This window comes from Mycobacterium sp. E2462 (assembly GCF_001672685.1).
GTDB lineage: Bacteria > Actinomycetota > Actinomycetes > Mycobacteriales > Mycobacteriaceae > Mycobacterium.
Window position 1 is genome coordinate 1 of sequence record NZ_LZKC01000478.1, and the last position, 24,689, is coordinate 24,689.

23 protein-coding genes and 1 tRNA gene are annotated in these 24,689 nt (G+C 69.4%); 10 read left to right on the forward strand and 14 right to left on the reverse strand.

The features are described from left to right. Positions 1-217: 217 nt before the first annotated feature. Entirely contained in the window at positions 218-526 is a 309-nt protein-coding gene (locus tag A5714_RS24525) for a hypothetical protein (protein WP_068289818.1), read from the forward strand. Positions 527-830: 304 nt separating this feature from the next. On the opposite strand, the gene A5714_RS24530 is transcribed toward A5714_RS24525, so the two are convergent. From A5714_RS24530 to A5714_RS24570, 9 genes are all read right to left on the reverse strand, one after another. After that, positions 831-1,511 carry a response regulator gene (locus tag A5714_RS24530; protein ID WP_068065175.1) on the reverse strand — a complete coding sequence of 227 codons (681 nt, stop codon included), beginning with the start codon at positions 1,509-1,511 and terminating at the stop codon, positions 831-833. Then, positions 1,508-4,078 (reverse strand): sensor histidine kinase KdpD, encoded by a 2,571-nt coding sequence (locus A5714_RS24535; protein WP_068065173.1) that lies wholly within the window; start codon positions 4,076-4,078, stop codon positions 1,508-1,510. Before A5714_RS24535 ends, A5714_RS24530 begins: the two co-directional genes overlap by 4 nt. 12 nt (positions 4,079-4,090) lie before the next feature. Then, a complete protein-coding gene (locus A5714_RS24540; protein ID WP_068289822.1) occupies positions 4,091-5,023 on the reverse strand; it encodes a potassium-transporting ATPase subunit C in 933 nt (310 codons plus the stop codon). A gap of 1 nt (position 5,024) precedes the next feature. Beyond that, positions 5,025-7,187, reverse strand: coding sequence for a potassium-transporting ATPase subunit KdpB (gene kdpB / locus A5714_RS24545; protein WP_068289825.1), 2,163 nt, complete (start codon positions 7,185-7,187; stop codon positions 5,025-5,027). Beyond that, the gene (gene kdpA / locus A5714_RS24550; RefSeq protein ID WP_068289827.1) at positions 7,187-8,857 is read right to left on the reverse strand and encodes a potassium-transporting ATPase subunit KdpA; all 1,671 of its coding nucleotides are present in this window, start codon (positions 8,855-8,857) and stop codon (positions 7,187-7,189) included. Before kdpA ends, kdpB begins: the two co-directional genes overlap by 1 nt. Then, entirely contained in the window at positions 8,857-8,946 is a 90-nt protein-coding gene (gene kdpF, locus A5714_RS27385; RefSeq protein ID WP_068065159.1) for a K(+)-transporting ATPase subunit F, read from the reverse strand. The genes kdpA and kdpF overlap by 1 nt, the downstream gene beginning before the upstream one ends. Further along, positions 8,943-9,026, reverse strand: a complete 84-nt coding sequence (locus tag A5714_RS27390; protein WP_068065157.1) for a potassium ABC transporter ATPase — start codon at positions 9,024-9,026, stop codon at positions 8,943-8,945. Before A5714_RS27390 ends, kdpF begins: the two co-directional genes overlap by 4 nt. 239 nt (positions 9,027-9,265) lie before the next feature. Beyond that, a complete protein-coding gene (locus A5714_RS24565) occupies positions 9,266-10,792 on the reverse strand; it encodes a cell wall metabolism sensor histidine kinase WalK (RefSeq protein ID WP_068289834.1) in 1,527 nt (508 codons plus the stop codon). Next, positions 10,789-11,562, reverse strand: a complete 774-nt coding sequence (locus A5714_RS24570) for a response regulator transcription factor (protein WP_068065152.1) — start codon at positions 11,560-11,562, stop codon at positions 10,789-10,791. Before A5714_RS24570 ends, A5714_RS24565 begins: the two co-directional genes overlap by 4 nt. A 411-nt stretch (positions 11,563-11,973) precedes the next feature. On the opposite strand from A5714_RS24570, the gene A5714_RS24575 reads away from it, so the two are divergent. Beyond that, on the forward strand, positions 11,974-13,266 hold the full coding sequence (locus A5714_RS24575) for a PPE family protein (RefSeq protein WP_068289837.1): 1,293 nt from the start codon (positions 11,974-11,976) through the stop codon (positions 13,264-13,266). Between the two features lie 62 nt (positions 13,267-13,328). Here the strand turns inward: A5714_RS24575 and A5714_RS24580 are convergent, their stop codons facing one another. The 5 genes from A5714_RS24580 to A5714_RS24600 all read right to left on the reverse strand — a co-directional run bounded on the left by A5714_RS24580 (position 13,329) and on the right by A5714_RS24600 (position 16,953). Then, positions 13,329-13,613 carry a WXG100 family type VII secretion target gene (locus A5714_RS24580; protein WP_068072147.1) on the reverse strand — a complete coding sequence of 95 codons (285 nt, stop codon included), beginning with the start codon at positions 13,611-13,613 and terminating at the stop codon, positions 13,329-13,331. A 44-nt stretch (positions 13,614-13,657) separates the two neighbouring features. Next, on the reverse strand, positions 13,658-13,954 hold the full coding sequence (locus tag A5714_RS24585) for a WXG100 family type VII secretion target (RefSeq protein ID WP_007168951.1): 297 nt from the start codon (positions 13,952-13,954) through the stop codon (positions 13,658-13,660). Positions 13,955-14,119: 165 nt separating this feature from the next. Continuing rightward, complete coding sequence (locus tag A5714_RS24590) at positions 14,120-15,280, reverse strand: PPE domain-containing protein (protein WP_068289845.1); 1,161 nt, start codon at positions 15,278-15,280, stop codon at positions 14,120-14,122. A gap of 59 nt (positions 15,281-15,339) precedes the next feature. Next, entirely contained in the window at positions 15,340-16,239 is a 900-nt protein-coding gene (locus tag A5714_RS24595) for a PE domain-containing protein (RefSeq protein ID WP_068289851.1), read from the reverse strand. A gap of 408 nt (positions 16,240-16,647) precedes the next feature. Beyond that, positions 16,648-16,953, reverse strand: a complete 306-nt coding sequence (locus tag A5714_RS24600; RefSeq protein WP_197513915.1) for a DUF732 domain-containing protein — start codon at positions 16,951-16,953, stop codon at positions 16,648-16,650. A 230-nt stretch (positions 16,954-17,183) separates the two neighbouring features. On the opposite strand from A5714_RS24600, the gene A5714_RS24605 reads away from it, so the two are divergent. The 8 genes from A5714_RS24605 to A5714_RS24640 all read left to right on the forward strand — a co-directional run bounded on the left by A5714_RS24605 (position 17,184) and on the right by A5714_RS24640 (position 24,669). After that, on the forward strand, positions 17,184-18,410 hold the full coding sequence (locus tag A5714_RS24605; RefSeq protein ID WP_068289872.1) for a bifunctional 2-polyprenyl-6-hydroxyphenol methylase/3-demethylubiquinol 3-O-methyltransferase UbiG: 1,227 nt from the start codon (positions 17,184-17,186) through the stop codon (positions 18,408-18,410). A 31-nt stretch (positions 18,411-18,441) separates the two neighbouring features. After that, a tRNA-Leu gene (locus tag A5714_RS24610) sits at positions 18,442-18,515 on the forward strand. 116 nt (positions 18,516-18,631) lie between these two features. Continuing rightward, positions 18,632-19,444 (forward strand): hypothetical protein, encoded by an 813-nt coding sequence (locus tag A5714_RS24615; protein ID WP_068075521.1) that lies wholly within the window; start codon positions 18,632-18,634, stop codon positions 19,442-19,444. A gap of 121 nt (positions 19,445-19,565) precedes the next feature. Then, positions 19,566-20,315, forward strand: a complete 750-nt coding sequence (locus A5714_RS24620) for a dienelactone hydrolase family protein (RefSeq protein ID WP_068075524.1) — start codon at positions 19,566-19,568, stop codon at positions 20,313-20,315. Between the two features lie 6 nt (positions 20,316-20,321). Beyond that, a complete protein-coding gene (locus A5714_RS24625) occupies positions 20,322-20,594 on the forward strand; it encodes a DUF6295 family protein (RefSeq protein ID WP_068075528.1) in 273 nt (90 codons plus the stop codon). Between the two features lie 9 nt (positions 20,595-20,603). Further along, positions 20,604-21,386, forward strand: coding sequence for a DUF427 domain-containing protein (locus A5714_RS24630; protein ID WP_068289874.1), 783 nt, complete (start codon positions 20,604-20,606; stop codon positions 21,384-21,386). A 490-nt stretch (positions 21,387-21,876) separates the two neighbouring features. After that, entirely contained in the window at positions 21,877-22,881 is a 1,005-nt protein-coding gene (locus A5714_RS24635; protein ID WP_231975982.1) for a YncE family protein, read from the forward strand. Between the two features lie 156 nt (positions 22,882-23,037). After that, positions 23,038-24,669 carry a long-chain fatty acid--CoA ligase gene (locus tag A5714_RS24640; protein ID WP_068289855.1) on the forward strand — a complete coding sequence of 544 codons (1,632 nt, stop codon included), beginning with the start codon at positions 23,038-23,040 and terminating at the stop codon, positions 24,667-24,669. The last annotated feature ends 20 nt before the right edge of the window (positions 24,670-24,689 follow it).

Here is a 24,689-nt window from a genome sequence, read left to right on the forward strand (position 1 = left end):
GGCGCCCTCTCCAGGGTTAGTGACGAAGTGCCCGCCTCGTAGCGACAACGCACGCCGCCGGGCGCCCGCGGCGGCGGGTTTGGCGCGCCGCCGAGCGCGGACCGGGTTTGGCGCCCGCGGCGCCGGGCGCCCGCGGCGCTCTCCCCAAGCATGTGTCGTAGTGCCCGCCTCATAGCGACAACTGCGGATTGTCACCCCCGTGTGCGACGGTTCGCCGATGGACGAACCACTCAAAGGAATCGAGCTTCGCTACGTGCTGGCGATGCACCTGGCCGTGCACGGGCCGGCCACCGTCTCTGAATTGCATGACGCCCTGGTCGACTACGGTTTCCGGTTGCACGGTCGCCCGTCGAAAGCCATCTCGGACGCGTTGCGCTGGGAGGTCGGCCGGGCCCGGGTGTGCAGGCTGGGACGCGGCAGGTACGGGCCCGGCTATCTGCCGCGATCGACGGAGTACCGCATCCATCAGCGCGTGCTGGCGCTGCGTGCGGCGGCGCGTTGTCGCTGCGAGGCGGGCACTTCGTAAGTAACCCCGGAGAGAGAGGGCCCGCTTGCCGAGCGGGCGTCGTTCTCGTTGCGCGCCCATGGACGGCGCCCGGCGGCGTGCGTTGTCGCTGCGAGGTGGGCACTTCGTCACTACCGGAAGAGGGCGCCCGCTCGCGCTCCCATGGACGGCGCCCAGCGGCGTGCGTTGTCGCTATGAGGTGGGCACTTCGTCACTACCCCTGGAGAGGGCGCCTGCAAGCGCGCCCGGGAGTAACGCCCAGCGGCGCGCGCGTTGTCGCTATGAGGCGGGCACTTCGTCACTGCCCCCGAAAAGCCCGCCGCGCTCACACCTCGAAGCGGTATCCCATGCCCGACTCGGTCAGCAGGTGCTTGGGATGCGAGGGGTCGTCCTCCAGCTTGCGTCGCAGCTGCGCCAGATAGACACGTAGATAATGAGTTTCGGTGGCGTACGCCGGGCCCCACACCTCTTTGAGGAGTTCCTCCCGCCCGACCAGCTTGCCGCGGTTGCGCACCAGCACCTCGAGCATTCCCCACTCCGTGGGCGTGAGGTGCACCTCGGCCCCGTGCTTGGTGACCTTCTTGGCGGCCAGGTCGACCGTGAACGACTGCGCCTCGACGACCGGTTGCTCGAGTCCCGACGCCGCCGTGTTGCGGCGCACGGCCGCGCGCAACCGCGCCAAGAACTCGTCCATGCCAAAGGGTTTCGTGACGTAATCGTCGGCGCCGGCGTCTAACGCCTCCACCTTGTCCGACGAATCGGTGCGCGCGGACAACACGATGACCGGCGCGGTCAACCAACCGCGCAGGCCGGCCAGCACGTCGATCCCGGACATGTCGGGCAGCCCCAGATCGAGGATCACCACGTCAGGCTTGTGTTCGGCGGCCGCGCGCAGCGCCCCTGCGCCGGTGGACGCAGTCACCACGTCATAGCCACGCACCGACAGGTTGATGCGCAGCGCCCGCAGAATCTGGGGTTCGTCGTCGATCACCAGCACGCGCGTCATGGCGCCTCGACCGAGTCCGGCACGGCGAGATCGACCACCACCGTCAAGCCGCCGCCGGGGGTGTCGGTCGCGGTGATGGTGCCGCCCATCGCCTCGACGAACCCCCGCGCCACCGACATGCCCAGCCCCACCCCCGTGGTGGTGTCCTGGTCCCCGAGCCGCTGGAACGACTCGAACACCCGGTCCTCGCTGCCGTGGGGAATGCCCGGCCCCTCGTCGATGACGTTGATCAGCACCCGCTCGCCCACCCGTCCCGCGTTGACCCGGATCACGCAGTTGGGCGCGTAGCGCAGCGCATTGTCGATCAGGTTCGCGAGCACCCGCTCCAGCAACCCCGCGTCGGCCAGCACCACCGCGTCGCCCACGTCCACCTTGACCCGGTCGATCGCGGAGCGGTAGAAACCGGTGGCGCCCTTGCCGATACTGACCAGGGCCCGCTGCACGGTCTCCTCGAGGTACACCCGGCGCAGGTCCGGACGGACCACGCCCGCGGCCAGCCGCGACGAATCGAGCAGGTTGCCCACCAACGCGGTCAGCTGGTCGATCGACTCCTCGATGGTGGCAAGCAGTTCGGCGGTGTCGTCGGGGGAGAAGGCGACGTCCTCGGCGCGCAGGCTCGACGCCGCCACCTTGGCCGCGGCCAGCGGCGTGCGCAGGTCGTGGCTGACCGCGGACAGCAACGAGCGGCGCAACTCGTCGGCCCGCACGATCGCCTCGGCCCGGCTGGCCTCCTCGACGAGTTCGCGTTGCCGCACCAGCCCGGCGGCCTGCTGCGCCACCGCGCCGAGCACCCGCCGGTCGCGGGAGAACAGCTTGCGGCCGGCCAGCAGCATCCAGAACTCGTCGTCGCCCACCTCGATGGCGGTGTCGGCGAATTCGAGGTTGACGCACGGGTCGCGGCCCACGGACGCGACCACCTCACTCGTCTTGCGGCCCGCCGCCCCCGCATCGCGGGGGCGGCGCACCATGCTGACCGCACGCTGCCCGTACGCCTCCCGCACCCGTTCCAGCAGCGTCTCGAGGTCGGCCCCGCGCAGCACCGAACCCGCGAACAGTGTGAGCAGTTCCGCCTCCTGGGACGCGCGCCGCGCCTCGCGCGTGCGTTTGGCGGCGAAGTCGACCAGCACCGCGACGGCGACGGCAATCAACAGCAGCACCAATTCCGTTGTGGCGCTGCTCGGTTCGGCGATGGTGAAGCTGTGCCGGGGAGCGATCAGGAAGTAGTTGAGCAGCAGTCCCGACAGCACCGCCGAAAGTGCCGCCGGCGCAATCCCGCCCAGCAGCCCGACCAGCAGCACGCCCATGAAGAACAGCGCACTTTCGGCGCTGGTGTCCAAATAGGGGTCCAGCAACGTGACCGCGATCGTGCAGATGGCCGAGGGGGTGACGATCGCGGCCAACCAAGACGCGATGCGTCGCTCGCGGCGGGACAGCGCCACGGCGGACAGGCCGCGCTTGGCCTCGGCCTCGTGGGTGACGATGTGGACGTCGATCCGGCCCGAGCGCTCGACGACCGCCTGCTCGATGCCCTCGTCGAAGATCCGCGCCAGTCGCGACCGCCGCGAGGTGCCGATCACCAACTGGGTGGCGTTGATCTGGCGCGCGAAGTCGAGCAGCGCGGTCGGTACGTCGTCACCGACCACCGTGTGCAGGGAGGCGTCCAGGCTGGTGGCGAGTTCGCGGATCTTGCTCATCCGCGCCTCGGAAAGCCCGGCCAGTCCGTCGCCGCGGACGACGTGCACCACCATCAGCTCCGCGCTGGACTTCGACGCGATCCGGGACGCCCGGCGCAGCAGCGTGTCCGAACCGGTGCCCCCGTTGACCGCGACGACCACCCGCTCGCGCGCCTCCCACACGTCGGTGATCTTGTTCTCGGCGCGGTATTTCGCCAGCGCGGTGTCCACCTGGTCGGCCACCCACAGCAACGCCAATTCCCGCAGCGCGGTGAGGTTTCCGGGACGGAAGTAGTTCGACAACGCCGCATCGATGCGGTCCGGGGCGTATACGTTGCCGTGAGATAGCCTGCGCCGCAGCGCCTCCGGGGTGATGTCGATGAGCTCGACCTGCGCGGCCTGCCGCACGATCGAATCCGGGATGGTCTCTTTCTGTTCGATCCCGGTGATCTGGGTGACGACGTCGTTGAGGCTTTCCAGGTGTTGCACGTTGAGGGTGGAGATCACCGTGATCCCGGCGTCCAGCAGCTCCTCGACGTCCTGCCACCGTTTGGCGTTCTTGCTGCCCGGGGTGTTGGTGTGGGCGAGCTCGTCGACGAGCACCACCTGCGGGCGACGCGCCAGCACCGCCGGCACGTCGATCTCGGCGAGGCTGGCGCTGCGGTAGCGCAGATAGCGCGGGGAAATCGTCTCGATGCCTTTAAGCATCTCGGCGGTCTTGCGACGCCCGTGCGTCTCGACGACCGCGGCCACCACATCCGTGCCCCGCTCCAGCCGCCGGTGCGCCTCGCCCAACATCGCATAGGTCTTGCCGACACCCGGTGCCGCTCCGAGATAGATGCGTAGCTCCCCCCGCTTGGGGTGGCGGTCGACGTCGCTCACGTCAACCATCATCCACCCGCGGCGCTAGCCGGACAGGGGGTATTTGTGGTCGAGTTGCACGTTGACTTGCACCACGTTCACGCAAGGCTCCCCCAAAAAGCCGAGCTCGCGGCCGCTGCGGTACTGCGCAAGGACCGCGCGGATTTGATCCGGGCTGACGTGGCGAGCCTTGGCCACCCGGGCGATTTGTAGGTCGGCGTAGGCGACGGAGATGTTCGGGTCCAACCCGCTGCCGCTCGCGGTGACGGCGTCGGCGGGCACCACGGGCTCGGCCGGCGCGGCGCCGCGCACCGGCACGATCTGCCCCAGGGAATAGTCCTCACCGAATTTCGCGCACTCGACCCGCACGCCCTCATAGAAGGCGACGAACGGGCTGGGCGTCGACTGGCACGGCTCGTTGACGCTGACGACCCGGGTGGGATGCACGACGCCGCCGCGCGCGTCGCGGGGGCCGATTACCGAGAGCACCGCGCCCACGCCGCCGCCGGTGCAGAACGGGCGGGCCGCGGCCGCCTTGTCCAGCCCCTCCAGCGAGGCCACGGCGACGCTGCGCGAGCACACCTGGGTCAGCAGGCTGGGCTTGAAGCCCGCGTCGCTCGCCGACTTGCCGGCGGCGAGCAGCGCCGGGTCGGCGGGCGTGTCGACGGTGCTCTCCGGACCCAGGTTGCTGCCCCCCGACGACATCGGGTCATAGCCGTTGCCGGCGGCCGAGGGGCGGCTCTGGAAGTACTGCGGCAGGGCGTTGCCGTCCTTGTCGGTGAAGAGCTGACCGATCAACCGGCTCCCGACCGGCTTGCCGTTGGCGGTCAGGATCGAGCCCTCGGCCTTCTCGTGCAACCCGGGGAACTGCGCGACGAGCCAGATGAGCAGGGGATAGGCGATCCCGGTGATGACGGTCAGCACCAGCAGCGCGCGCAGCGCCGCCCAGTGAATGCGCAACAGGTTCGAAAACTTCATGTCAGGACATCCCCGGGACGAATTGAATGACGAGGTCGATCAGTTTGATACCGATGAACGGCGCGACGATCCCGCCGAGCCCATAGATATACAGGTTGCGGCTCAACAACTTCGACGCGCTGCTCGGCGTGTAGCGCACGCCGCGCAAAGACAGCGGGATGAGCAGCACGATGATGATGGCGTTGAAGATGACCGCCGACAGGATCGCCGACTGCGGGCTGTGCAGCCGCATGACGTTGATCAGGTCCAGGCCGGGGAACAGGCCGACGAACATCGCCGGGATGATGGCGAAGTACTTGGCGATGTCGTTGGCGATCGAGAAGGTGGTCAGCGCGCCGCGGGTGATCAGGAGCTGCTTGCCGATCTCGACGATCTCGATCAGCTTGGTTGGGTCGGAGTCGAGGTCGACCATGTTGCCGGCCTCTTTGGCGGCCGAGGTGCCGGTGTTCATCGCGACGCCGACATCGGCCTGCGCCAGGGCGGGCGCGTCGTTGGTGCCGTCGCCGGTCATCGCGACCAGCTTGCCGCCCGCCTGCTCGCGCTTGATCAGCGCGAGCTTGTCTTCCGGCGTGGCCTCGGCCAGGAAGTCGTCGACCCCGGCCTCGTCCGCGATCGCCTTCGCGGTCAACGGGTTGTCACCGGTGATCATCACCGTGCGGATTCCCATCCGGCGCATCTCGTCGAACCGTTCCCGCATGCCGTGCTTGACGACGTCCTTGAGGTGGATGACGCCGAGCACCTCGGCCGTCCCGTCGGCGGTGCCCGCACCGCTGCGCCCGACGACCAGCGGGGTGCCGCCGGCGGCGGAGATGCCGTCGACGATGTCGCCGAGCTCGAACGGTACCTGCCCGCCCTGGGTGCGCACCCACGCCGCGACCGAGCTGGCCGCGCCCTTGCGCAGCTGCTGCCCGTCGACGTCGACGCCCGACATGCGGGTGGTCGCGGAGAACTCCACCCACTGCGCGGTGGACAGCTCGCCGGGCGTCCGGGCCCGCAGGCCGAAGTTGCGCTTGGCGAACACCACAATCGAACGGCCCTCGGGGGTTTCGTCGGCGAGGCTGGACAGCTGCGCGGCATCGGCCAGCTGCTCCTCGGTGACCCCCTCGACGGGGAGGAACGCGGCCGCCTGCCGGTTGCCCAGGGTGATGGTGCCGGTCTTGTCCAGCAGCAGGGTGTTGACGTCGCCGGCAGCCTCCACCGCGCGCCCGGACATCGCCAGCACGTTGCGTTGCACCAGCCGGTCCATGCCCGCGATACCGATGGCCGACAGCAGCGCGCCGATCGTGGTGGGGATCAGGCACACCAGTAGCGACACCATCACTATGCCGGTGACGCCATTGACGTTGAGCGCCTGCGTATCCGCGACGCCGGGATTGTTGGCCTTGGAGTAGATGGCCAGCGGCTGCAGCGTCGCGACGGCGAAGACGAAGATGATGGTCAAGGCGGCCAACAGGATGTTCAGCGCGATCTCGTTCGGCGTCTTCTGCCGGTTGGCGCCCTCGACCAGGGCGATCATCCGGTCGATGAAGCTCTCCCCGGGTTTCTGGGTGATCTGCACGACGATCCGGTCGCTGAGCACGGTGGTGCCGCCGGTGACGGCCGAGCGGTCACCGCCGGACTCGCGGATCACGGGGGCGGATTCGCCGGTGATGGCCGATTCGTCCACGGAGGCAATGCCTTCCACGACGTCGCCGTCGCCGGGTATGACCTGCCCGGCTTCGACGACGACGAAGTCGCCGCGTTGCAGCAGCGGAGCCGCCACCTCCTCCTCCACGCCGGAGCCGCCGGGGTTCCAGTTCCGCAGCCGTCGGGCCAGGGTCTGAGTCTTGGCCCGGCGCAACGTCTCTGCCTGCGCCTTGCCGCGGCCCTCGGCCACCGCCTCCGCGAGGTTGGCGAACAGCACGGTAAGCCACAGCCACACCACGATGAGCCAGGCGAACCAGGTGGGGCTGATGATTGCGAGCACCGTGCTCCAGGCCGCCCCCACCTCGACGATCAGCATCACCGGGTTGCGCCACAGGGTGCGGGGATCGAGTTTGCGCAGGGCGTCGGGGGTGGACCTCCACAGCACGCTGGGGTCCAGCAGGCCGCCCCGAACCCGTTGACGCTCAACGGGAGTCGTGGGCTCCGCCCGCTCCGCGGGGTCGGCGGCGATCATGGTCATCAGTGGATTCCTTCGGCGAGGGGCCCAAGCGCCAGCATGGGCAGGAACGTCAGGCCCACCAGGATCACCGTGACCCCGGAGACCATCCCGACGAATTGCGGCCGGTGGGTCGGCAGGGTGCCCGCCGATTCCGGCGTGCTGCCCTGCTTGGCCAGCGAGCCCGCCAGCGCCAGGGCCAACACGATCGGCAGGAACCGGCCGAACACCATCGCCAGGCCCAGAGCGGTGTTGTACCAGTTGGTGTTCGCGCTCAGCCCCGCGAAGGCCGAACCGTTGTTGTTGGCCGCCGAGGTGAACGCGTAGAGGATTTCGGAGAGCCCGTGCGGGCCGCTGTTGGCCATGGCGGCGCGCTCTCCCGGCAGCGCCATCGCGGTCGCGGTCCCCACCAACACGATCAGCGGCGTGACCAGGAAATAACTTGAGGCGATCTTGATCTCGCGCGGGTTGATCTTCTTGCCGAGGTATTCGGGGGTGCGCCCGACCATCAGCCCGGCGACGAACACGGTGATGACGGCCAGGATCAGCATGCCGTAGAGGCCGGAGCCGGTGCCACCGGGCGCGACCTCGCCGAGTTGCATGTTGAACATGGTGAGCATGCCGCCGAGGCTGGTCAGCGAGTCGTGCGTCGAGTCGACCGCGCCGGTGGAGGTGAGCGTGGTGGCGGCCGCGAACACCGCCGAGTCGCCGACACCGAAACGCTGCTCGACGCCTTCCATCGCCCCGCCCACGGCGGTCGGCACGGTGCCGTGGTGCTGCAACTGGGTCCAGACCGTCAGGGTGACGCTGAGGGTGGCCAGCGTCGCCATGACCGCGGCGATCGCGAAGCCCTGCTTGGTGCTGCCCACCATGCGGCCGAAGGTCCGCGGCAGCGAGAACCCGACGACCAGCAGCAGGAAGATCTCCAGCCAGTTGGTCCACGCGGTCGGGTTTTCGAACGGGTGCGCGGAGTTCGCGTTGTAGAAGCCGCCGCCGTTGGTGCCGAGCTCCTTGATGGCCTCCTGGCTGGCCACCGGGCCGCCGGTGAGGGTCTGCTGGGCGCCGCCGACAGTGGTCACCACCTGGTCGTGCAGGTGGAAGTTCTGAATCACCCCGCCGGCCACGAGCAGCACCGCGCCGACGAGGGCGATGGGCAGCAGGATGCGCACCGTGGTGCGCACCAGGTCGACCCAGAAATTGCCCAACTCACCGGTGCGCTTGCGGGCGAAACCGCGGACCAGGGCGATCGCCACCGCCATCCCGACGGCGGCCGAGACGAAGTTCTGCACGGCCAGGCCGGCCATCTGTACCAGGTGGCCCTGGGTGGTCTCGCCGGAGTAGGCCTGCCAGTTGGTGTTGGTCACGAAGCTGACCGCGGTGTTCCACGCCAGCCCCGGGGTCATCGCCGTGGCGGGGGAGTGCAGGTGAAGCGGCAGCTTGTCCTGCACCAGCTGCAGCGTGAACAGGAACAGGATGCTGACCGCCGAGAACGCCAGGATGCTGCGCGCGTAGGCCCCCCAGGTCTGTTCGGCCCGCGCGTCGACGCCGATGAGGCGGTAGATCGCGCGCTCGGCGGCGAGGTCTTTCTTCGCGGTGTACACGCGGTACATGTAGTCCCCGAAGGGCACGTGGACCACCATCAGCGCCGCGATGAGTGCGACGACGAACGCGACGCCGGCGGCTGTGGTGCCCATCAGAACTTCTCCGGGAACAGCAGGGCGCCGCACAGATACAGGGCCAGCACGACAGACAGCGCCAGGCCGACCACGTTCTCGTAACTCATAACCGCTCGACCAGCTTCTGCGCCAGGCCGAGCAGGGCGAACACCGCCACCGTCAGCACGACGTACACCGCCACGCCCATGTTGTCTCCGCTCCGCGTGCATACCGATTACGACCGCATCGAGGCGGCGAAGCCTCGAGCAAAGCCAGCTTGAAGCTATGCCGGACCGGCGCACCAGGGCCGTTGGTTGACATTTTCCTTACGGGGCGGTGCTGCGCCTTGACGCTTTCTTTACGCCGATGCGCGGGCGCCGTGACCGCCCGCGCCCGATGTGACGCCAATCGCACTGTGCGACAGTGGAACTCTACTGACGACGGCCGCTAGCCGGCGCCGCCGTCGGGCTCGCCGGTCAGGGGCAGCCGGACCCGGAATACCGTTCCGCCCGCGCCGGATTCGGCGCTCACCGAGCCGCGATGTGCCTTGACGATCGAATCCACGATCGCCAGCCCCAGCCCGTTGCCGGACCCGTTGATCCTCGACTTGTCCGCGCGCGCGAACCGTTCGAACAGCCGGGGAAGCAGCTCCGGATCGATGCCGGGCCCGTCGTCGGCGACGGTCACCTCGGCGAAGGGCGCCCCGAAAGACTCTTGCCCGCAACGTATTCCGGTGGTCACCGTGACGCCCGGCGGTGTGTGCATCCGGGCGTTGCCGAGCAGGTTGCTGACCAGCTGGTGCAACCGGGCGTGGTCGCCGCGCACCCACACCGGCCCGTCGGGAAGTTCCTTGACCCAATGGTGCGTCGGCGCCGCGACCGCGGCGTCGTTGACCGCGTTGCCGACCACCTCGGCCAGGTCGACGTCCTCGGACTCCAGGTCCTGCCCCTCGCCCAGGCGCGACAACAACAGCAACTCGTCGACGAGCAGCGTCATCCGGCGCGCCTCGGACTCGATGCGGGCCAGGGCGTACTCCGTGGTCGGGGGGAGCATGGAGCTGTCCTGGCGGGTGAGTTCGGCGTATCCCTGAATGGCGGCCAGCGGTGTGCGTAACTCGTGGCTGGCGTCGCTGATGAACCGGCGCATCCGCAGATCGGATTCGGCCCGCTGCGCCAGCGCGCTGTCCACGTTGTCCAGCAAGCGATTCAACGTGAGGCCGACGATGCCCACCTCGTTCTGCGGGTCGGTGTCGCCCGGGCGCACCCTGACGCTGATCCGGTGGTCGTCGTCGGTGAGGGGCATCGCGGCCACCTCGGCGGCGATGGCCGCGAGCCGGCGCAGCGGTCGCAGCGTGTACCCGACAACCCAGATCGTGAGCCCGGCAGTCACCGCCAGCGCCACCGTGATCAGCACGGCGGTGGTGACCTGCTTGCGGGCGATGATCCGGTCCGCGACGTTGAGCTGCACGCCGGCGATCAAGACGTCGGCCCCGGCGGAGTGGCTGTCCAGGCGGTAGGAGCCGAGGCGCCCCAAAGTCTCGGTGCGCGGCGGTCCTTCGGCCCACCGCTGTGCCTCGATGGCGCGGATCACGTCGGGCGGGGCGGGCCGGGCCTCGGCCTCGGAGAACACCGCCGAGCCCACCACCGCACCGCCGTGCAGGATCACGATCAGGTTGCCCGGCGTCTGGTCGGTGAACTGCAGCATCGCCTGGGCGAGCGGCGCAACCCCGGTGCTCCCGGAATGGTGTTGCGCATCAAGATATTTGGTGTAGGAATGGCCCAGCGCGTCCAGGGAGTCGGCGACGTCGGCGTCGCTCATCGCGTTGACGTAGCCGCGCAGGCTGAGCACCGAGACCAGGCCCACGGCGACCAGCACCACGCTGACCACCACGAGCACGCCCGCGAGCAACTGCCGGCGCAGCGAGTGCGGAAACCAGCGGGGCAGGCCCGACGAGGAATCCGCGTCTTGAGTCATTCGGCCGGCCGCAGCATGTAACCGACGCCGCGCACGGTGTGGATCATCGGCTTGTGGCCGGAGTCGATCTTCTTGCGCAGGTAGGAGATGTAGAGGTCGACGATGCTGGTGCGACCGGCGAAGTCGTAGTTCCACACGCGGTCCAGGATTTCCGAGCGGCTCAACGCGCGGCGCGGGTTGCGCATGAGGAAGCGCAGCAACTCGAATTCGGTGGAGGACAACGACACCGGGGTGCCGGCGCGCGTCACCTCGCGGCTGGCCGTGTCGACTTTGAGGTCACCCACCTTCAGGGTCTCGGCGGTCGGGGCCGGTTGGTGGCTGGACCGACGCAGTAGGCCGCGAAGGCGGGCCACCAGTTCCTCGAGGCTGAACGGCTTGGTCATGTAGTCGTCGGCGCCCGCCGTGAGCCCGGTGACGCGGTCCATCACCGAGTCGCGCGCGGTGAGGAACAGGGTGGGGGTGTAGGCGTCGGACTGACGGACGCGTTCGAGGATCCGCAGCCCGTCGACGTCGGGCAGCATGATGTCGAGCACCAGCACGTCGGGGTTGACCCGCTCGAACTTCGCCAGGGCCTCCCGCCCGTTGTGGGCGATCTCGACGACCCAGCCCTCGTAGTGCAGCGCCATCTTCACCAGGTTGGTCAGCGCGGGCTCGTCGTCGACCAACAGGACGCGGATGGGCGACCCGTCGGCGCGGTGAATCCTGGGCAACTGCCCCAAAATGGCCTGGCGTGGACGCTGGCCACCCGCATATCCCGACATTGCGGTCATGCTCCTACATTCTGGCCACCCACACACCTGGTTGTCACGGAGTTCATAGAGTTCTCAAATGTCGGCGTGCGGGCCGGCTCACCTCCGACGAAATTCACATATGTGTTTTCTATGCGTCCGGTGTGGCGCCTTGAAGCCGGCTGTCGACCGAAAAACACTGGACCGCAGAGCCATTGGGACGACGGCGACGCGCCGCCCCTGGGCTCGACGATTCGGGTCGCCGGTGCCGGCCCGGCGTTCGCCTCGTGGCTCGCCAGGCCGCCGCGAATGATCGCGAACGACAACGTAATTCGCCCAGCCGGTGGCACCGGGCACCCGTCCGGGCGTCGTGGAGGACGCCGCGGCGGGCGGCTCCCAGACTTCCCGAGCCCAGCCGGGTCGGTGAATTCGAGCGAAGGACGGTCAACGGAAATGGACTTTGGCGCGCTGCCTCCGGAAGTCAACTCCGGTCGGATGTATGCGGGCGCCGGACCGGCGACGCTGCTCGCCGCGGCCGCGGCATGGGAAGCCAGCGCCGCGGAGCTGAGCACGGCCGCGGCCGGCTACGAGTCGGTGCTCACCACGTTGACCAGCGAGTGGCTGGGCCCGACGTCCACGGCGATGGCCGCCGCGGTCGCCCCTTACGTGGCCTGGCTGAGGCTCACCGCCGAGCAGTGCGAGCAGACGGGCCTGCAGGCCACCGCCGCGACCGCCGCCTATGAGACCGCCTACGCGATGACCGTCCCGCCGCCCGTGATCGCCGCCAACCGGGCACAGCTGATGACGCTTGTCGCGACCAACCTGCTGGGCCAGAACACCCCGGCGATCATGGCCACCGAAGCCCAGTACGGCGAGATGTGGGCCCAGGACGCCGGCGCGATGTACGCCTACGCCGCGAGCTCGGCGTCGGCCACCACCTTCGCCGCCTTCACCGCGCCGCCGCAGACGACCAACCCGGGTGGCGGCACCGGTCAAGCGGGCGCGGTCGCCCAGTCGGCCGGGGCCCAGGCCGGCGGCCACGTCCAAGCCGCGATGTCCTCGGTGCCCCAGGCGCTGCAGAGCCTGTCCGGGCCGGGATCGTCGTCCGGTCTGTCGCAGGCGGCAATGGGCACCGGCGCGTCGCTGGGGTCGTCGGGCGCGTCCGCGCCGCTCAGCGCGCTGTCGAGCCTGACGGGCACCGGCAAGACCGCGACCAAGGGCGCCAGCACCGGGGTCGGGACGGCCACCGGCCTGGCGGCGGCGCTCGGCGGCGGCTCCAGCGGGGCCGACGCGGCGGGCCTGGCCTCCGACGTGGCCGGCCTGGGCGCCGACGGTGCGGGCCTGGGTGCCGACGGCGGCGGGATCGGCATCGACCTGTACGGGCTGTCGCTGGACTTCACCGGCGTCAACTCGATCGAGGGCGCCGAGGGTCTGGGCGGCCTGGCGCCCGCCGGCGGGCTGGGCGGCCTGGGCGCAGGCGCGACGGCGAGCCTGGGCCAGGGCACCCCGCTCGGCACGCTGTCGGTGCCGCCAGCCTGGGGCCAAACCGTCTCGGCCGTAACACCCCTGGCGCCGTTCGACGCCGGAGTCCTACCGGCCTCCACCGGCGCGACGCCGCCGATGCCGAGCGGGGCCGGGGTCTCCAAGCTGCCGCTGGGCGCCATGGTGGGTCGGGAGTCGGACGGGGGAGTCCACCGCATCGGCTACCGGCCGTCGCTGTTCCCCCGCTCGCCGGTGGCCGGCTAAGGGCTCCGACAGCAAAGGGCCCGCACACCGCACGGTGTGCGGGCCCTTCGTAGAGCTGCGGATCAGGCCCAGCTGGACCCGACGGCGCTGTCCGTGCTGGCCATGTTGCTGCCGGCACTTTGCACCTTCTGGCCGTGGGAGTTGGCCTGCTCGTAGATGACCTGGAAGTTCCGGCCCAACTGGGTGATGAACTCCTGGCAGGCCACCGAACCGGCGCCGCCCCAGAAGTCACCGGCAGCCAGCACATCGCGCACGATGCTCTGGTGCTCCTGCTCCAAGGACGCGGCCTGGGCGCGGATCAGCGCGCCGTGCGAGTCGACGTCGCCGAACTGGTAGTTAATGCTCATTGCTTAGCTCCTTAAAAGTGTTGGGTAGCAGACGGTGTGTGGGACTAGCTGCTCAGGATCTGCTGCGAGGCCTGCTCTTGCTGCTCGTAGTTGTTGGCGTCGCGGATCAACCCGTCGCGCACCCCGTGGAGCATGTTGACGATGTTGCGGAAAGCCTGGTTGACCTGACCCATGGTGTCGTACGAGGTGGCCTGCGCCTGGCCGCTCCAGCCGGAGCCGGCGATGTTCATCGACGACGCCCACATCTTGCGCGCCTCGTCCTCGACCGTCTGAGCGTGAACCTCGAAACGGCCCGCCATCGCACGCATCTCGTGCGGGTCGGTCATAAAACGTGTAGCCATGGTGTTTCTCCTTAGTTGTCTTTCAAGCCTTCAGTCGTCGAAGTCTTAACAGATGTAGTTACTGTGTCGTAGCCGCTTTGTGGACAGATTACGGCTTATCGGTTAACTGATCGCCTCAAACGGGTGACATGTACCCCCTTCTTCTCCCACATGAGCGGACCCATATCAGACGACAACTTGCTTGGGCATGACGATCGGCTTGACGCCGTAGCGCGGCCCGGCACCGTAGGCGCCCGCACCCTTGGCGGCCGCCGCCATCCCCGGCATGCCGGGCATCGCGGTCACCGGCTCGGCCGCCGCGGCTTCGGAGGCGACGGTCCAGCCCGAGCCCTCCAGCGGGGCGGTGGTCGACGCCAGGGTCGCGGGGGCCGCCGAGGACCAGCTGGTCGGGACCGACAGGCCGCCGACCGCGGACGCCTCGCCGAGGGCCGCCGACGACACGCCACCCAGGCCCGCCGGCGCCACGGCGCCGACCATGGTGCCTTCGGTGATGCCGGCGGCGCCCGCGGGCACCACGTCACTGACGGCGATGGCGGGCACGGCGCCCAGCGTGTGGCCCAGCGACACCGCGGTCGGGATGGTGTTCATGACGAACCACGCCGCGGTGTTGACGGCGCCGTTGATGCCGTTCAGCACGGCCGGGGTGCCGAGGAAGTTGTCGATCGACCCCAGCAGACCGTCGGTGGTGAACGGCAGCTGGACGGCCTGCGCCAGTGGCGCGTCCAGCGCCTGCACCGTGCCGGTGGTTGCATCGCTGGCCAGGGCGGCGTTGTCGACCGCCGTCGCGGCCGCCGGGTCGGTGGTGGACGTCAGCGGCGTCACCGGGGTCAGCACGCCGGCCGCCGCCGAGGCCGCCTGGTATGCGGCCATGGCAGCGGCGTCCTGCGCCCAGTACTCGCCGTAGAGCGTGTCCAGCGCGACGATCGCGGGGGTGTTCTGGCCGAGGATGTTGCTCGCGACCAGCGCCGCCTGGGTGGTCCGGTTCGTCAGGATCACCGGTGGCGGCACCACCGCGGCGAACACCGCCTCGTAGGCCGCGGCCGACGCCGTGGCCTGTGCGCTGGCCTGCTCGAGCGTCGTCGCCGTCTCGGTCAGGTAGGTGATGATCGGCTGCGCCGCCGTCGCGGCCGCGGCCGACCCGCCGCCCGTCCACTGCTGGCTGGTCAGCAGCGAGATGATCGACTCCCACTGGCTGGCCGTGGCGCTGACCTCGGCGGCGAGGTTGGCGTACGCCGTGGCGGCGGCCATCAGGGGCGCGGCGCCCGCGCCGCTGTAGATGAGCGAGGAGGTGATCTCCGGGGGAATTGCCGCAAAGCTAAGAACCATTTTTTATCCCGCTCCTATTTGTCTGTTGGAAAATTCACGTGTCTGGGTGACCGGGCGCGCTAAACGGCCGTCGGCTTCGGCATGACGATGGGCTTGACGCCGTAGCGCGGGGCGCCGAAGCCGGCGCTGCTCCGCCCGGCCGCGCCCATGCCCGGCATGCCCGGGATGATGGTCCCGGCGCCGGCCTGCGGCGCGGCGGCGGTCCAGCCCGCGGTCTGGATGGCGCTGACCGGGGTGGCGGTGACGGGAGCCGTGCCGGCCCAGGCCGGCGGCACCGCCAGGCTGCTGACCATGGTCGCCGAACCCATCGAGGCCACCGGGGCCCCGCCCATGCCGACCATGCCGCCGGCCGCGGCGCCGGTGGCGCCCAGCTCCGGCGAGGCGGCGATGTCAGCGGCCAGGCCCGCGCCGGCGGCGTCACCCGAGGTGTCGAGCAGACCACCACCGGCCAGACCCAACAGGTCGGAGGCGGCCGAAGCCCAGTTGCCGCCACCGATGTTGAGGATGTTGGCGCCGTTGCTCGACAGGCCGAAGATGCCGCCGAGCATGCTCGGGTTGGTGCCGTTGCCGGTGCTGCCCAGGAGGTAGGCCAGCCAGTCCAGAGGAGTGTTGGACGGTGTGTCCGCCGCGGCGGCGAGCGGCGCGTTGGTCGCGTTCGCGAGCGCGGCCTGCGCCGCGTTGACCGACTCCGTGTCGCCGTAGGCGTTGGAGCTGATCCCCAGGGTGCTGGCGTACTGCTCGAGCTGGGCCTGCGCCTGGGCGGCGATCGTCTGGTAGGTGGTGCCGTAGGCGGAGAAGATGGCCGCTTGCTGGGCCGAAACCGGGTCGGCCGCCGCGGGAGCGAGCACGGTGGTCGCCGACGCGATGCCGGCGTTCTGCGCCGCCAGGTTGGTGTTGATCCCCGACAGCAGCGACTGCGCCGCCAGCATTTCCTCGGTCTGTGTTGTCAAAAACGACATTGATTGCTCCCTAGTGTTCGGAACGGGCCGACCCCCTTGCGGTGGATCGACCCTGAGTGTTCACGTAACGGCCCCTGTGCGCTGGCGGTAAGGCTAGCGACCCCTGCCTCCACGGTCCTGACCGAAAGGGCCCGCGTTAAAGCCGTTTACGGCGTTTTAACGATGAGGGCGGCAGTTTTAACACGACCCTGCCGGCCGACACGGTGATGTCATTTGTGAACGCCGGGCAAACGACGCCAACGCGCGCGGCGCGCGGATCCTAGTCGATCGCCGGCCGCCCTGCATGTCGAGCGATCGGCGAAGTTGATGCCGGTGTGACGGTGCGCCGCGCGCGGCGGATGCGCACCGAAAGACAGCACAGGCAGCCGGCGTTCGCGGTGGCGAGCGGCCGCGGGAAAGTTTGCCGGACTAGGGAAGCTTGCTGCGGAATTCCGGGCAGTACGCGGCCGTCGCCGCACCGATGATGGTGCCGCTGCCGTTGTTGCTCAGCCCGAGCGTCTTCTGAACGTCGCCCACGGTTTGGGCCAAGGTGTCACCGGCGGACCAGTCCTGGCACACCGCGTGCCCGACGTTGATCATCATCCCGTCTGAACCGCTCGGCCAGCCGATCCCGTGGCGCTGCAGCGTTTGCAGGTACTGATCGTCCGCCGGGTCGGCCTGGGCGAGCGGTGCGACGGCGAGGGCGACGGCACCGGCGCTGAGGAGACCGGCCACAACGACAGTGACCCGACTACTCAACCGTGCCGTGTTCTTCACTCGTCGACCCTTCCGTCGGCTTTGCCTGCGGGCGCAGGAACCGAATCTTAACGGCGTCCGCGGCATCTGTCTCGACGAGTCGACCAGCGGTTTTATTCTCGCCCGCGATCGGCACCGGCTTGTAAGTTGGTCGCGACCGTTCCGACGTGCCGGCCCGGCACGCCGTCGCCGAAGGAGCCAGCGCCCAAGTGACCGAGGATCCGCGCGCTGACGGCGTGTCCCGCCAATACGACCGGTGGGAGTATCCACCCCCGGTCGCCGACCTCGAGGCGTGGAGCACAACGCACTGGGATTGGTTCGACCCGTTCTGGGCGCATCGGGTCCTGTGGCCGAACCGCAACTACAAGCCGGACCTCGACATCCTGATCGCCGGCTGCGGCACATTCCAGGCGGCCTTTATCGCGTTCAAGAACCGCGGCGCCCGCGTGGTGGGCATCGATGTCAGCCGAAAAGCGTTGCAGCACCACGAATTCCTGAAGGGCAAGCACGGGCTGGACAACCTGGAGCTACACCTGCTGCCCATCGAAGAGGTCGCGACGCTGGGCCGCGACTTCGACCTGATCATCTCCAGCGGCGTCCTGCATCACCTGGCCGATCCCCTGGCCGGGCTGACGGCCTTGGGTGGGTGCCTGCGCCGCGACGGGGTGCTCGCCGTGATGCTGTACGCGAAGTACGGCCGCCTCGGCGTCGAGATGCTGGAATCGGTGTTTCACGACCTCGGGCTGTCCCAGGACGAGGCGTCGGTGCGTCTGGTCAAGGAGGCGATCGCGGTGCTGCCGGCCGACCACCCGGTGCGCACCTATCTCAAGGCGGCGCACGACCTGACGTCCGACGGTGCGCTGGTCGACACCTTCCTGCACAGCCGCGCCCGCAACTACACCGTCGCGCAGTGCCTGGACCTGGTCGCCGCGGCCGGGCTGCACTTCCAGGACTGGTTCCACAAGTCCCCGTACTACCCGCACGACATGCTCGCCCCCGCGAGCGAATTCCAGGCGATGCTCAACCGGTTGCCCGACCGCCAGGTGTGGTCGGTGATGGAGCGCCTGCAGCCGGCGAACGCCACCCACTTTTTCCTGGCCTGCCGCCCGGAGCGCCCCAGCGAGGACTACGTCATCGACTTCGCGACGAGCGCGTGGCTGGACTACGTTCCGCAGCCGCGCACCGCGTGCCGGCTCGTCGGCGACGAAATCTATTGGCCCGGTGCGAAACAGAAGCTCAACCCGGCGCAGTTGCCGCTCGTCCAGCACGTCGACGGCCGCCGCCCGATCCGCGCCATCATCGAGCTGGTCGCGCAGGCCGGCAACGTCGCCGACGAGCACCGCCCACTGCTGCAAGACTTCGCCAAAGCGCTGTTTCGGGCGCTGTGGCGCCTCGACTTCTTGGCCATGGCGCTCGACGCGAGCCCGGCCGGGTAGCGCCCCCGGGATCGGCTAGATTCGCCGCGGAGCCCCCATAGCCCAATTGGCAGAGGCAGCGGACTTAAAATCCGCCCAGTGTCGGTTCGAGTCCGACTGGGGGCACCGCCCTGAACCTCCGTCAGCTAAGCGCGCCGCTTAGCTGGCCGCGCGCAGAAGCCTTGCGACACCCCGGCCTGCCGCCGCCGTCCAGCAAATCGCCGCCCATACACTGGCCCCTTGTGGGCATGCTGTTTGGGCTCGGGCCGTGGCTCGTGTACTGGGTTCTGGTAGGCAACGTTCCGTTCGGCGCCGCCGCGCTGGTCGCGCTGGCGCTCGCCGCCGTCGCGCTGGCGCTGGGAGGGTTGGTCAACCGCCCGTGGCAGCCCTTCGACTTCGCCTCGGCCGCAGCGCTTTTCATTCTCGCCGTGCTGAGCTTCGCGCTCAGCGAGGCGTTCCTGCAGCGGTGGATCCTGACGTTGAGCAACGCGGCGATTTTCGCGGTGGCGCTGGCCGGCGTGCTGGCCGGCAAACCCTTCGTCGCGGAGTACCTGGCCGCCGAGCAGCCCGCCGACGTGGTGAAGACCGAGTTGTTCGGGCGCACCGTCAAGGTGCTGAGCTGGCTGTGGGTCTCGACGTTCGCCGCCATGACGGTGTCGTCGGCGATCCCGTCGATCCTCGAGGGTCCCGGCGACCCGAGGGGCCCCGCGGGCGGGCCGCCGCTCATCCTGGACACGAAGACGCCGCTGTCCTTCCTCGGTTACTGGATCGTCCCGTTCGCGCTGTTGGGGCTCGCGGCGCTGGCGTCGCGGCTGCTGCCCGTCCGGATGCTGGCCGGCATCGACGACGTGGCGCGGGAAACCTCGTTCGTCGCCTACGACGAGGCCACCATCGACGAGCTCTACTTCCTGGCCCAGGAGCACGCCAACCGCGAGGTCGGCCCCGGCAAGGAGGCCTACAACGTCAAGGTCGGCGGCATGGGTACGCCACTCACCGGCGACGAGTCTCGCAAGTCGTGGCCTTCGACGTACAAGGTGCGCGACAAGCGGCGCTGACCGCGCCCAAGCTTTTTCGCTAGGTTGGTGTCCGGCGGGGCGACCCCGGACCGGCCGCACGGGCTCCGCGCGGCTCGCGGCCAGGCAGGTGCCCGGGCATGGGCGCCGAGAAGGAGCAGCGATGAACGCGGTCAGCCCGGACGCCCTGCGCGCGGAAACCATCACCATCGCCGGTCACGGCGGCGATCAGATCGAGGCCTACCAGGCGGTGCCGCTGGCGCAGGGGTCCCGCGGGGGCATCGTGTGGATCCACCACATGCCCGGATATGACCGGGAGACCAAGGAATTCGTCCGCCGGCTGGCCAGCACCGGCTTCAACGCCGTGGCCCCGAACCTCTACACGCGCGAGGCGCCCGGCGCGTCTCCCGACGACGCCGCCGCTGCCGCGCGCGCCGCGGGCGGCGTGCCCGACGAACGCCTGGTCGGCGACGTCGCGGGCGCCGTCGAGCACCTGCGTTCGCTACCGGGCGCCAACGGCAAGATCGGCGTCATCGGGCACTGCTCGGGCGGGCGGCACGCCTACCTGGCGGCATGTTCGCTGCCGTTCGACGCCGCGGTGGACTGTTACGGCGGCTACGTCGTGGAGGAGCCGCCGGAGGGCAGGAACATGCGGCCGATCCTGCACCTGGCGCCGAAGTTGAGCTGCCCGCTGCTGGGTCTGTTCGGGGTCGAGGACAAGTTCCCGTCCCCCGAGGCGGTGGCGACGCTGGACGCCGAGCTGACCAAGCTCGGCAAGCCCCACGAGTTCGTCTCCTACGACGGCGCCGGCCACGCGTTCTTCTCCGTCGACCGTCCCGCCTACCGCGTCGAGGCGGCGGTGGACGGCTGGCGGCGCATCGACGACTTCTTCGCCACCCACCTGAAAGGCTGACGCCGCATGTGCACACACCTCACCGAACACGTCGACATCGACGGCAGCGGGAAGGGGCCCACGGGCTGGTTCGGCGCCAGCCGCGCGACCGTCTATGTCGACCACGCCGTCCACGCGCCCTACACCCACACGGTCAACATCGACGTGATCAACCCCCAGCTCGGCCCCGCGGCCCGGGTCGCGCTGGAACTGACCGAGGAAAGCGCCCTGGCGCTGGCCGACGCCATCCGCGCGGCGATCGGCCACGCCCCGGCCGGGCTCGCCTCGAAGCATCAGTAGGTGGACGCGATGAGCGCCGACATCGACTACCCGCAGGCGGCCGCCGCGCGCGGGCGCGTGGAACCGGCGCCGCGACGAGTCCGCGGCTACCTGGGTGACGCGCTGGTCTTCGACACCACCGCGGCCCGTTACGTCTGGGAGATTCCCTATTACCCGCAGTACTACATCCCGCTGGCCGACGTGAACGCCGAGTTCCTGCGCGACGAAAACCACGCGCAGCGCGTGCAATTCGGGCCGTCGCGGCTGCATGCCCTGGTGGGCGAGGGGCAGGTCCACGAAGCCGCCGCCCGCGTCTTCGACCCCGACTCCGACAGCCCGGTGGCCGGCCTGGTGCGTTTCGAATGGAATCCGTTGCGCTGGTTCGAAGAGGATGAACCGATCTACGGCCACCCGCGCAACCCCTATTCGCGGGTTGACGCCCTGCGCTCGCATCGGCACGTGCGCGTCGAACTCGACGGAATCGTGTTGGCGGACACCACTTCTGCGGTTCTGCTGTTCGAGACAGGCTTGCCCACAAGGTATTACATCGATCCCACCGACATCAATTTCGCGCACCTGGAGCCCAGCGCCACCCAGACCCTGTGTCCCTACAAGGGGGTGACCTCGGGCTACTGGTCGGTGCGGACGGGGCAACCCGGCTCGCCGGTGGTCCATCCCGACCTTGCCTGGACCTATCACTACCCGTTGCCCGCGGTCGCCCAGATCGCCGGATTGGTCGCCTTTTACAACGAGAAGCTTGACATCGTCGTCGACGGTGTGGCATCGGGCAGGCCGCGAACTCACTTCAGTTAATCCAATATGTGCGGACTGTGACATTTTTCTCTGCCGTGTCCGGCTGAGAATTGCCTAAACGGCGCGTCGCCGCGCTCAGGTAGCGGCATTCGCCGAAACACCGCGGCAACGCGGGTATCGAGGTTCGCTGACGGAAGGGGCCTGCATTACTTCGAGATTCAAAGCTGAGCGCAAGCTGTGTGGCCAGTGTGATGCACGTTACGTGGCGGCGGCAAAACTTTCGGCGACGCCAATCCGGGTCGGTAGACTCGCAATTTGCAGTCACCTCAGCGCCTTTCGGCGTTGAGTCCGGTGGACGCCGGAGGCGCAGCCGACCGGCAACACCCGGTTGCGCCGACAACCAGTGAAGGCGGTGCCAGTGAACCTGCCAGTGAACCTCCCAATCAGCGACGGCGGTGTGCGAAACGCCCCGGGCGATCGGGCATTCCGATTTGAACCCGGCTCCGTCGTCCGCACCCAGGCCGGCCGAGGAGCGATCAGCGATCTCGCGGTGAGCCCGGGCCGGCTGATCCTCGCGCACTACGGCAGCGACGCGATCTCGGTGCTCGACACCACGACCTGCCGGGTCGCCGCCACCATCAGCGGCTTGGCCGAGCCGTTCGCGGTCGCCACCAGCGGCGCCGAGGACGCCCGCGCCTACGTCAGCACCGCTCGCGCCGCGTGCGACTCCGTGGACGTCGTCGACGTCTGCACCGACAGGCTGCTCGCGTCGCACCGGGTGGCGCACCGGATCAGCGACCTCGCCGTCAGCCCCGACGGCACGCGCAGCTACGCCGCCCGCAACGGCGTGCGCGGCGCCGACGTCGCGATCATCGACACCGAAGCGGGTGAATGCGGGGTCATCGAGCTGGCCGCCACGGCCGACGTCACCACCGAATGCGTGCGGATCAGCCGGGACGGCCGTCGCCTGTACGTCGGCACCAACGGCCCGGCCGGCGGCGCCCTGCACGTCGTCGACCTCGACGCCGCCGGGCCTCCGCGCATCGCTGCTGTCGTCGAGCTCGGCCTGCCGATCCGCGACGTGGCGGTGAGCGCCGACGGCCGCACCGCCTACGTCGCCAGCTGCGGACCCGTCGTGGGCGCCGTGGTCGACATCGTCGACACCGGCGTCGATACCCGGCTCGACACCGGCGTCGGCACCCGCGCCGCCAAGATCATCCGCACCCGCAAGATCGACGAGATCACCGGGCCGCTCACCCGCCTCACGCTCAGCCGCGACGGTGGCCGCGCCTACGCCATCAGCGACGACCGCGTCACCGTGCTGAGCACCCGCACCCTCGACGTCGTCGGGGAGATCACGGAGGCCGAGCACCCGTCGTGCATCGCGGAAAGCCCGGAGGGCACCCGGCTCTACGTCGGCGACTTCGCGGGCGCGGTCCTGGCGGCCCGCATCGCCGCCCCGGCCCCCGCGGCGATCGCGAGCGAGCCGCACCACGGCGAGTCGTCGACCGCCTGGCTACCCCCGTTCGGCGCACGCGAGCCGGCGCTCGCCTAGCCGCACCGGCAGCGAATAATCCCCGGCGCAATTCCGTCCGAAAGGGTGGCGGTGCGCCCCGCGGACAAGGCGCCCCACTCGGGGCCGGATCGGGCTTAGGGTGGGAGACGGCCGGGCGGCTCACACGTAAACAGGTTCGAACGAGGCGGGACATCGATGGACAGCACCATGCAGGACTTTCCGTTGACCATCGCCGCGATCATGCGGCACGGCTGCGGCATTCACGGCGGCCGCACGGTCACCACCGCCACCCCGAGCGGCTACCGGCGCAGCAGCTACCGCGACGTCGGCGAGCGGGCCGCCCAGCTGGCCCACGGGTTGCGCGGCCTCGGCGTGCGCGGTGACCAGCGGGTCGCGACCTTCATGTGGAACAACGCCGAGCACCTGGCCACCTATCTGGCCGTGCCGTCGATGGGCGCCGTGCTGCATACCCTGAACATCCGGCTGTTCCCCGAGCAGATCGCCTACGTGGCCAACGAAGCCGAGGACCAGGTGGTGTTGGTCGACCTGTCCCTGGCCCGGCTGCTCGCCCCGGTGCTCGGCGAACTCTCCACCGTGCACACCGTGATCGCCGTCGGGGACGGCGACCTCGCGCCGCTGCAGGAATCGGGCAAGACCGTTTTGCGCTACGCCGAGCTGCTCGACGGCCAACCGACCGAATTCGACTGGCCCGACATCGACGAGCGGTCCGCGGCCGCGATGTGCTACACCAGCGGCACCACCGGCAACCCGAAAGGGGTTGTGTACAGCCACCGTTCGAGCTTCCTGCACACCATGGGCGCGTGTACCACCAACGCCATCGGCGTCGGAGCGATCGACAGCGTGCTGCCGATCGTGCCGATGTTCCACGCCAACGGCTGGGGGCTGCCCTACGCGGCGTTGATGGCCGGCGCCGACCTGGTGCTGCCGGACTGCCGCCTCGACGCCCGGTCGTTGATCGACATGGTGGAGACGCTGCGGCCCACCATCGCCGGTGCCGTGCCGACCATCTGGAACGACGTCCTGCACTACCTGGAAAAGGATCCGGACCACGACATGTCGTCGCTGCGGCTCGTGGTCTGCGGCGGGTCGGCGGTGCCCGTGTCGCTGATGCGCGACTTCGAGGACAAGCACAGCGTCCACGTCCGGCAGCTGTGGGGCATGACGGAAACTTCGCCACTGGCCACCATGGCGTACCCGCCGCCGGGCACGCCGGACGACGAGCACTGGGCCTTCCGCGGCACGCAGGGGCAGCCGGTGTGCGGGGTGGAGATGCGCATCGTCGACGACGGCGGTCAGCCGCTGCCCCACGACGGCGAGGCGGTGGGCGAGGTCGAGGTCCGCGGGCCGTGGATCACCGCGTCCTACTACCGCGGGCACGACGACGCCAAGTTCGACTCCGGCTGGCTGCGCACGGGCGATGTCGGCCGCATCGACGAGCGGGGCTTCGTCACCCTCACCGACCGGGCCAAGGACGTCATTAAGTCCGGCGGCGAATGGATCTCGTCGGTCGAGCTGGAGAACTGCTTGATCGGTCACCCCGACGTGATCGAGGCCGCCGTGGTGGGCGTGCCCGACGAGCGCTGGCAGGAACGGCCGCTGGCCGTCGTCGTGCTGCGCGAAAACGCCACGGTCGACGCCAGCGACCTGCGAAAGTTCCTGGCCGACAAGGTGGTTCGCTGGTGGCTGCCGGAACGCTGGGCGTATGCCGACGAGATTCCGCGCACCAGCGTCGGCAAGTACGACAAGAAGACCATCCGCGCCCGCTACGCCGAGAACGCCTACCAGGTCGTCGAGGCCCGCGACTGACGGCCCTGTAGCGTCACACC

Coding starts and splice junctions, on each gene's coding strand:
- A5714_RS24525 (WP_068289818.1), top strand. CDS start 218: ATGGACGAACCACTCAAAGGAATCGAGCTTCGCTACGTGCTGGCGATG.
- A5714_RS24530 (WP_068065175.1), bottom strand. CDS start 1,511: ATGACGCGCGTGCTGGTGATCGACGACGAACCCCAGATTCTGCGGGCG.
- A5714_RS24535 (WP_068065173.1), bottom strand. CDS start 4,078: ATGATGGTTGACGTGAGCGACGTCGACCGCCACCCCAAGCGGGGGGAG.
- A5714_RS24540 (WP_068289822.1), bottom strand. CDS start 5,023: ATGAAGTTTTCGAACCTGTTGCGCATTCACTGGGCGGCGCTGCGCGCG.
- kdpB (WP_068289825.1), bottom strand. CDS start 7,187: ATGACCATGATCGCCGCCGACCCCGCGGAGCGGGCGGAGCCCACGACT.
- kdpA (WP_068289827.1), bottom strand. CDS start 8,857: ATGGGCACCACAGCCGCCGGCGTCGCGTTCGTCGTCGCACTCATCGCG.
- kdpF (WP_068065159.1), bottom strand. CDS start 8,946: ATGAGTTACGAGAACGTGGTCGGCCTGGCGCTGTCTGTCGTGCTGGCC.
- A5714_RS27390 (WP_068065157.1), bottom strand. CDS start 9,026: ATGGGCGTGGCGGTGTACGTCGTGCTGACGGTGGCGGTGTTCGCCCTG.
- A5714_RS24565 (WP_068289834.1), bottom strand. CDS start 10,792: ATGACTCAAGACGCGGATTCCTCGTCGGGCCTGCCCCGCTGGTTTCCG.
- A5714_RS24570 (WP_068065152.1), bottom strand. CDS start 11,562: ATGACCGCAATGTCGGGATATGCGGGTGGCCAGCGTCCACGCCAGGCC.
- A5714_RS24575 (WP_068289837.1), top strand. CDS start 11,974: ATGGACTTTGGCGCGCTGCCTCCGGAAGTCAACTCCGGTCGGATGTAT.
- A5714_RS24580 (WP_068072147.1), bottom strand. CDS start 13,613: ATGAGCATTAACTACCAGTTCGGCGACGTCGACTCGCACGGCGCGCTG.
- A5714_RS24585 (WP_007168951.1), bottom strand. CDS start 13,954: ATGGCTACACGTTTTATGACCGACCCGCACGAGATGCGTGCGATGGCG.
- A5714_RS24590 (WP_068289845.1), bottom strand. CDS start 15,280: ATGGTTCTTAGCTTTGCGGCAATTCCCCCGGAGATCACCTCCTCGCTC.
- A5714_RS24595 (WP_068289851.1), bottom strand. CDS start 16,239: ATGTCGTTTTTGACAACACAGACCGAGGAAATGCTGGCGGCGCAGTCG.
- A5714_RS24620 (WP_068075524.1), top strand. CDS start 19,566: ATGAACGCGGTCAGCCCGGACGCCCTGCGCGCGGAAACCATCACCATC.
- A5714_RS24625 (WP_068075528.1), top strand. CDS start 20,322: ATGTGCACACACCTCACCGAACACGTCGACATCGACGGCAGCGGGAAG.
- A5714_RS24630 (WP_068289874.1), top strand. CDS start 20,604: ATGAGCGCCGACATCGACTACCCGCAGGCGGCCGCCGCGCGCGGGCGC.
- A5714_RS24640 (WP_068289855.1), top strand. CDS start 23,038: ATGGACAGCACCATGCAGGACTTTCCGTTGACCATCGCCGCGATCATG.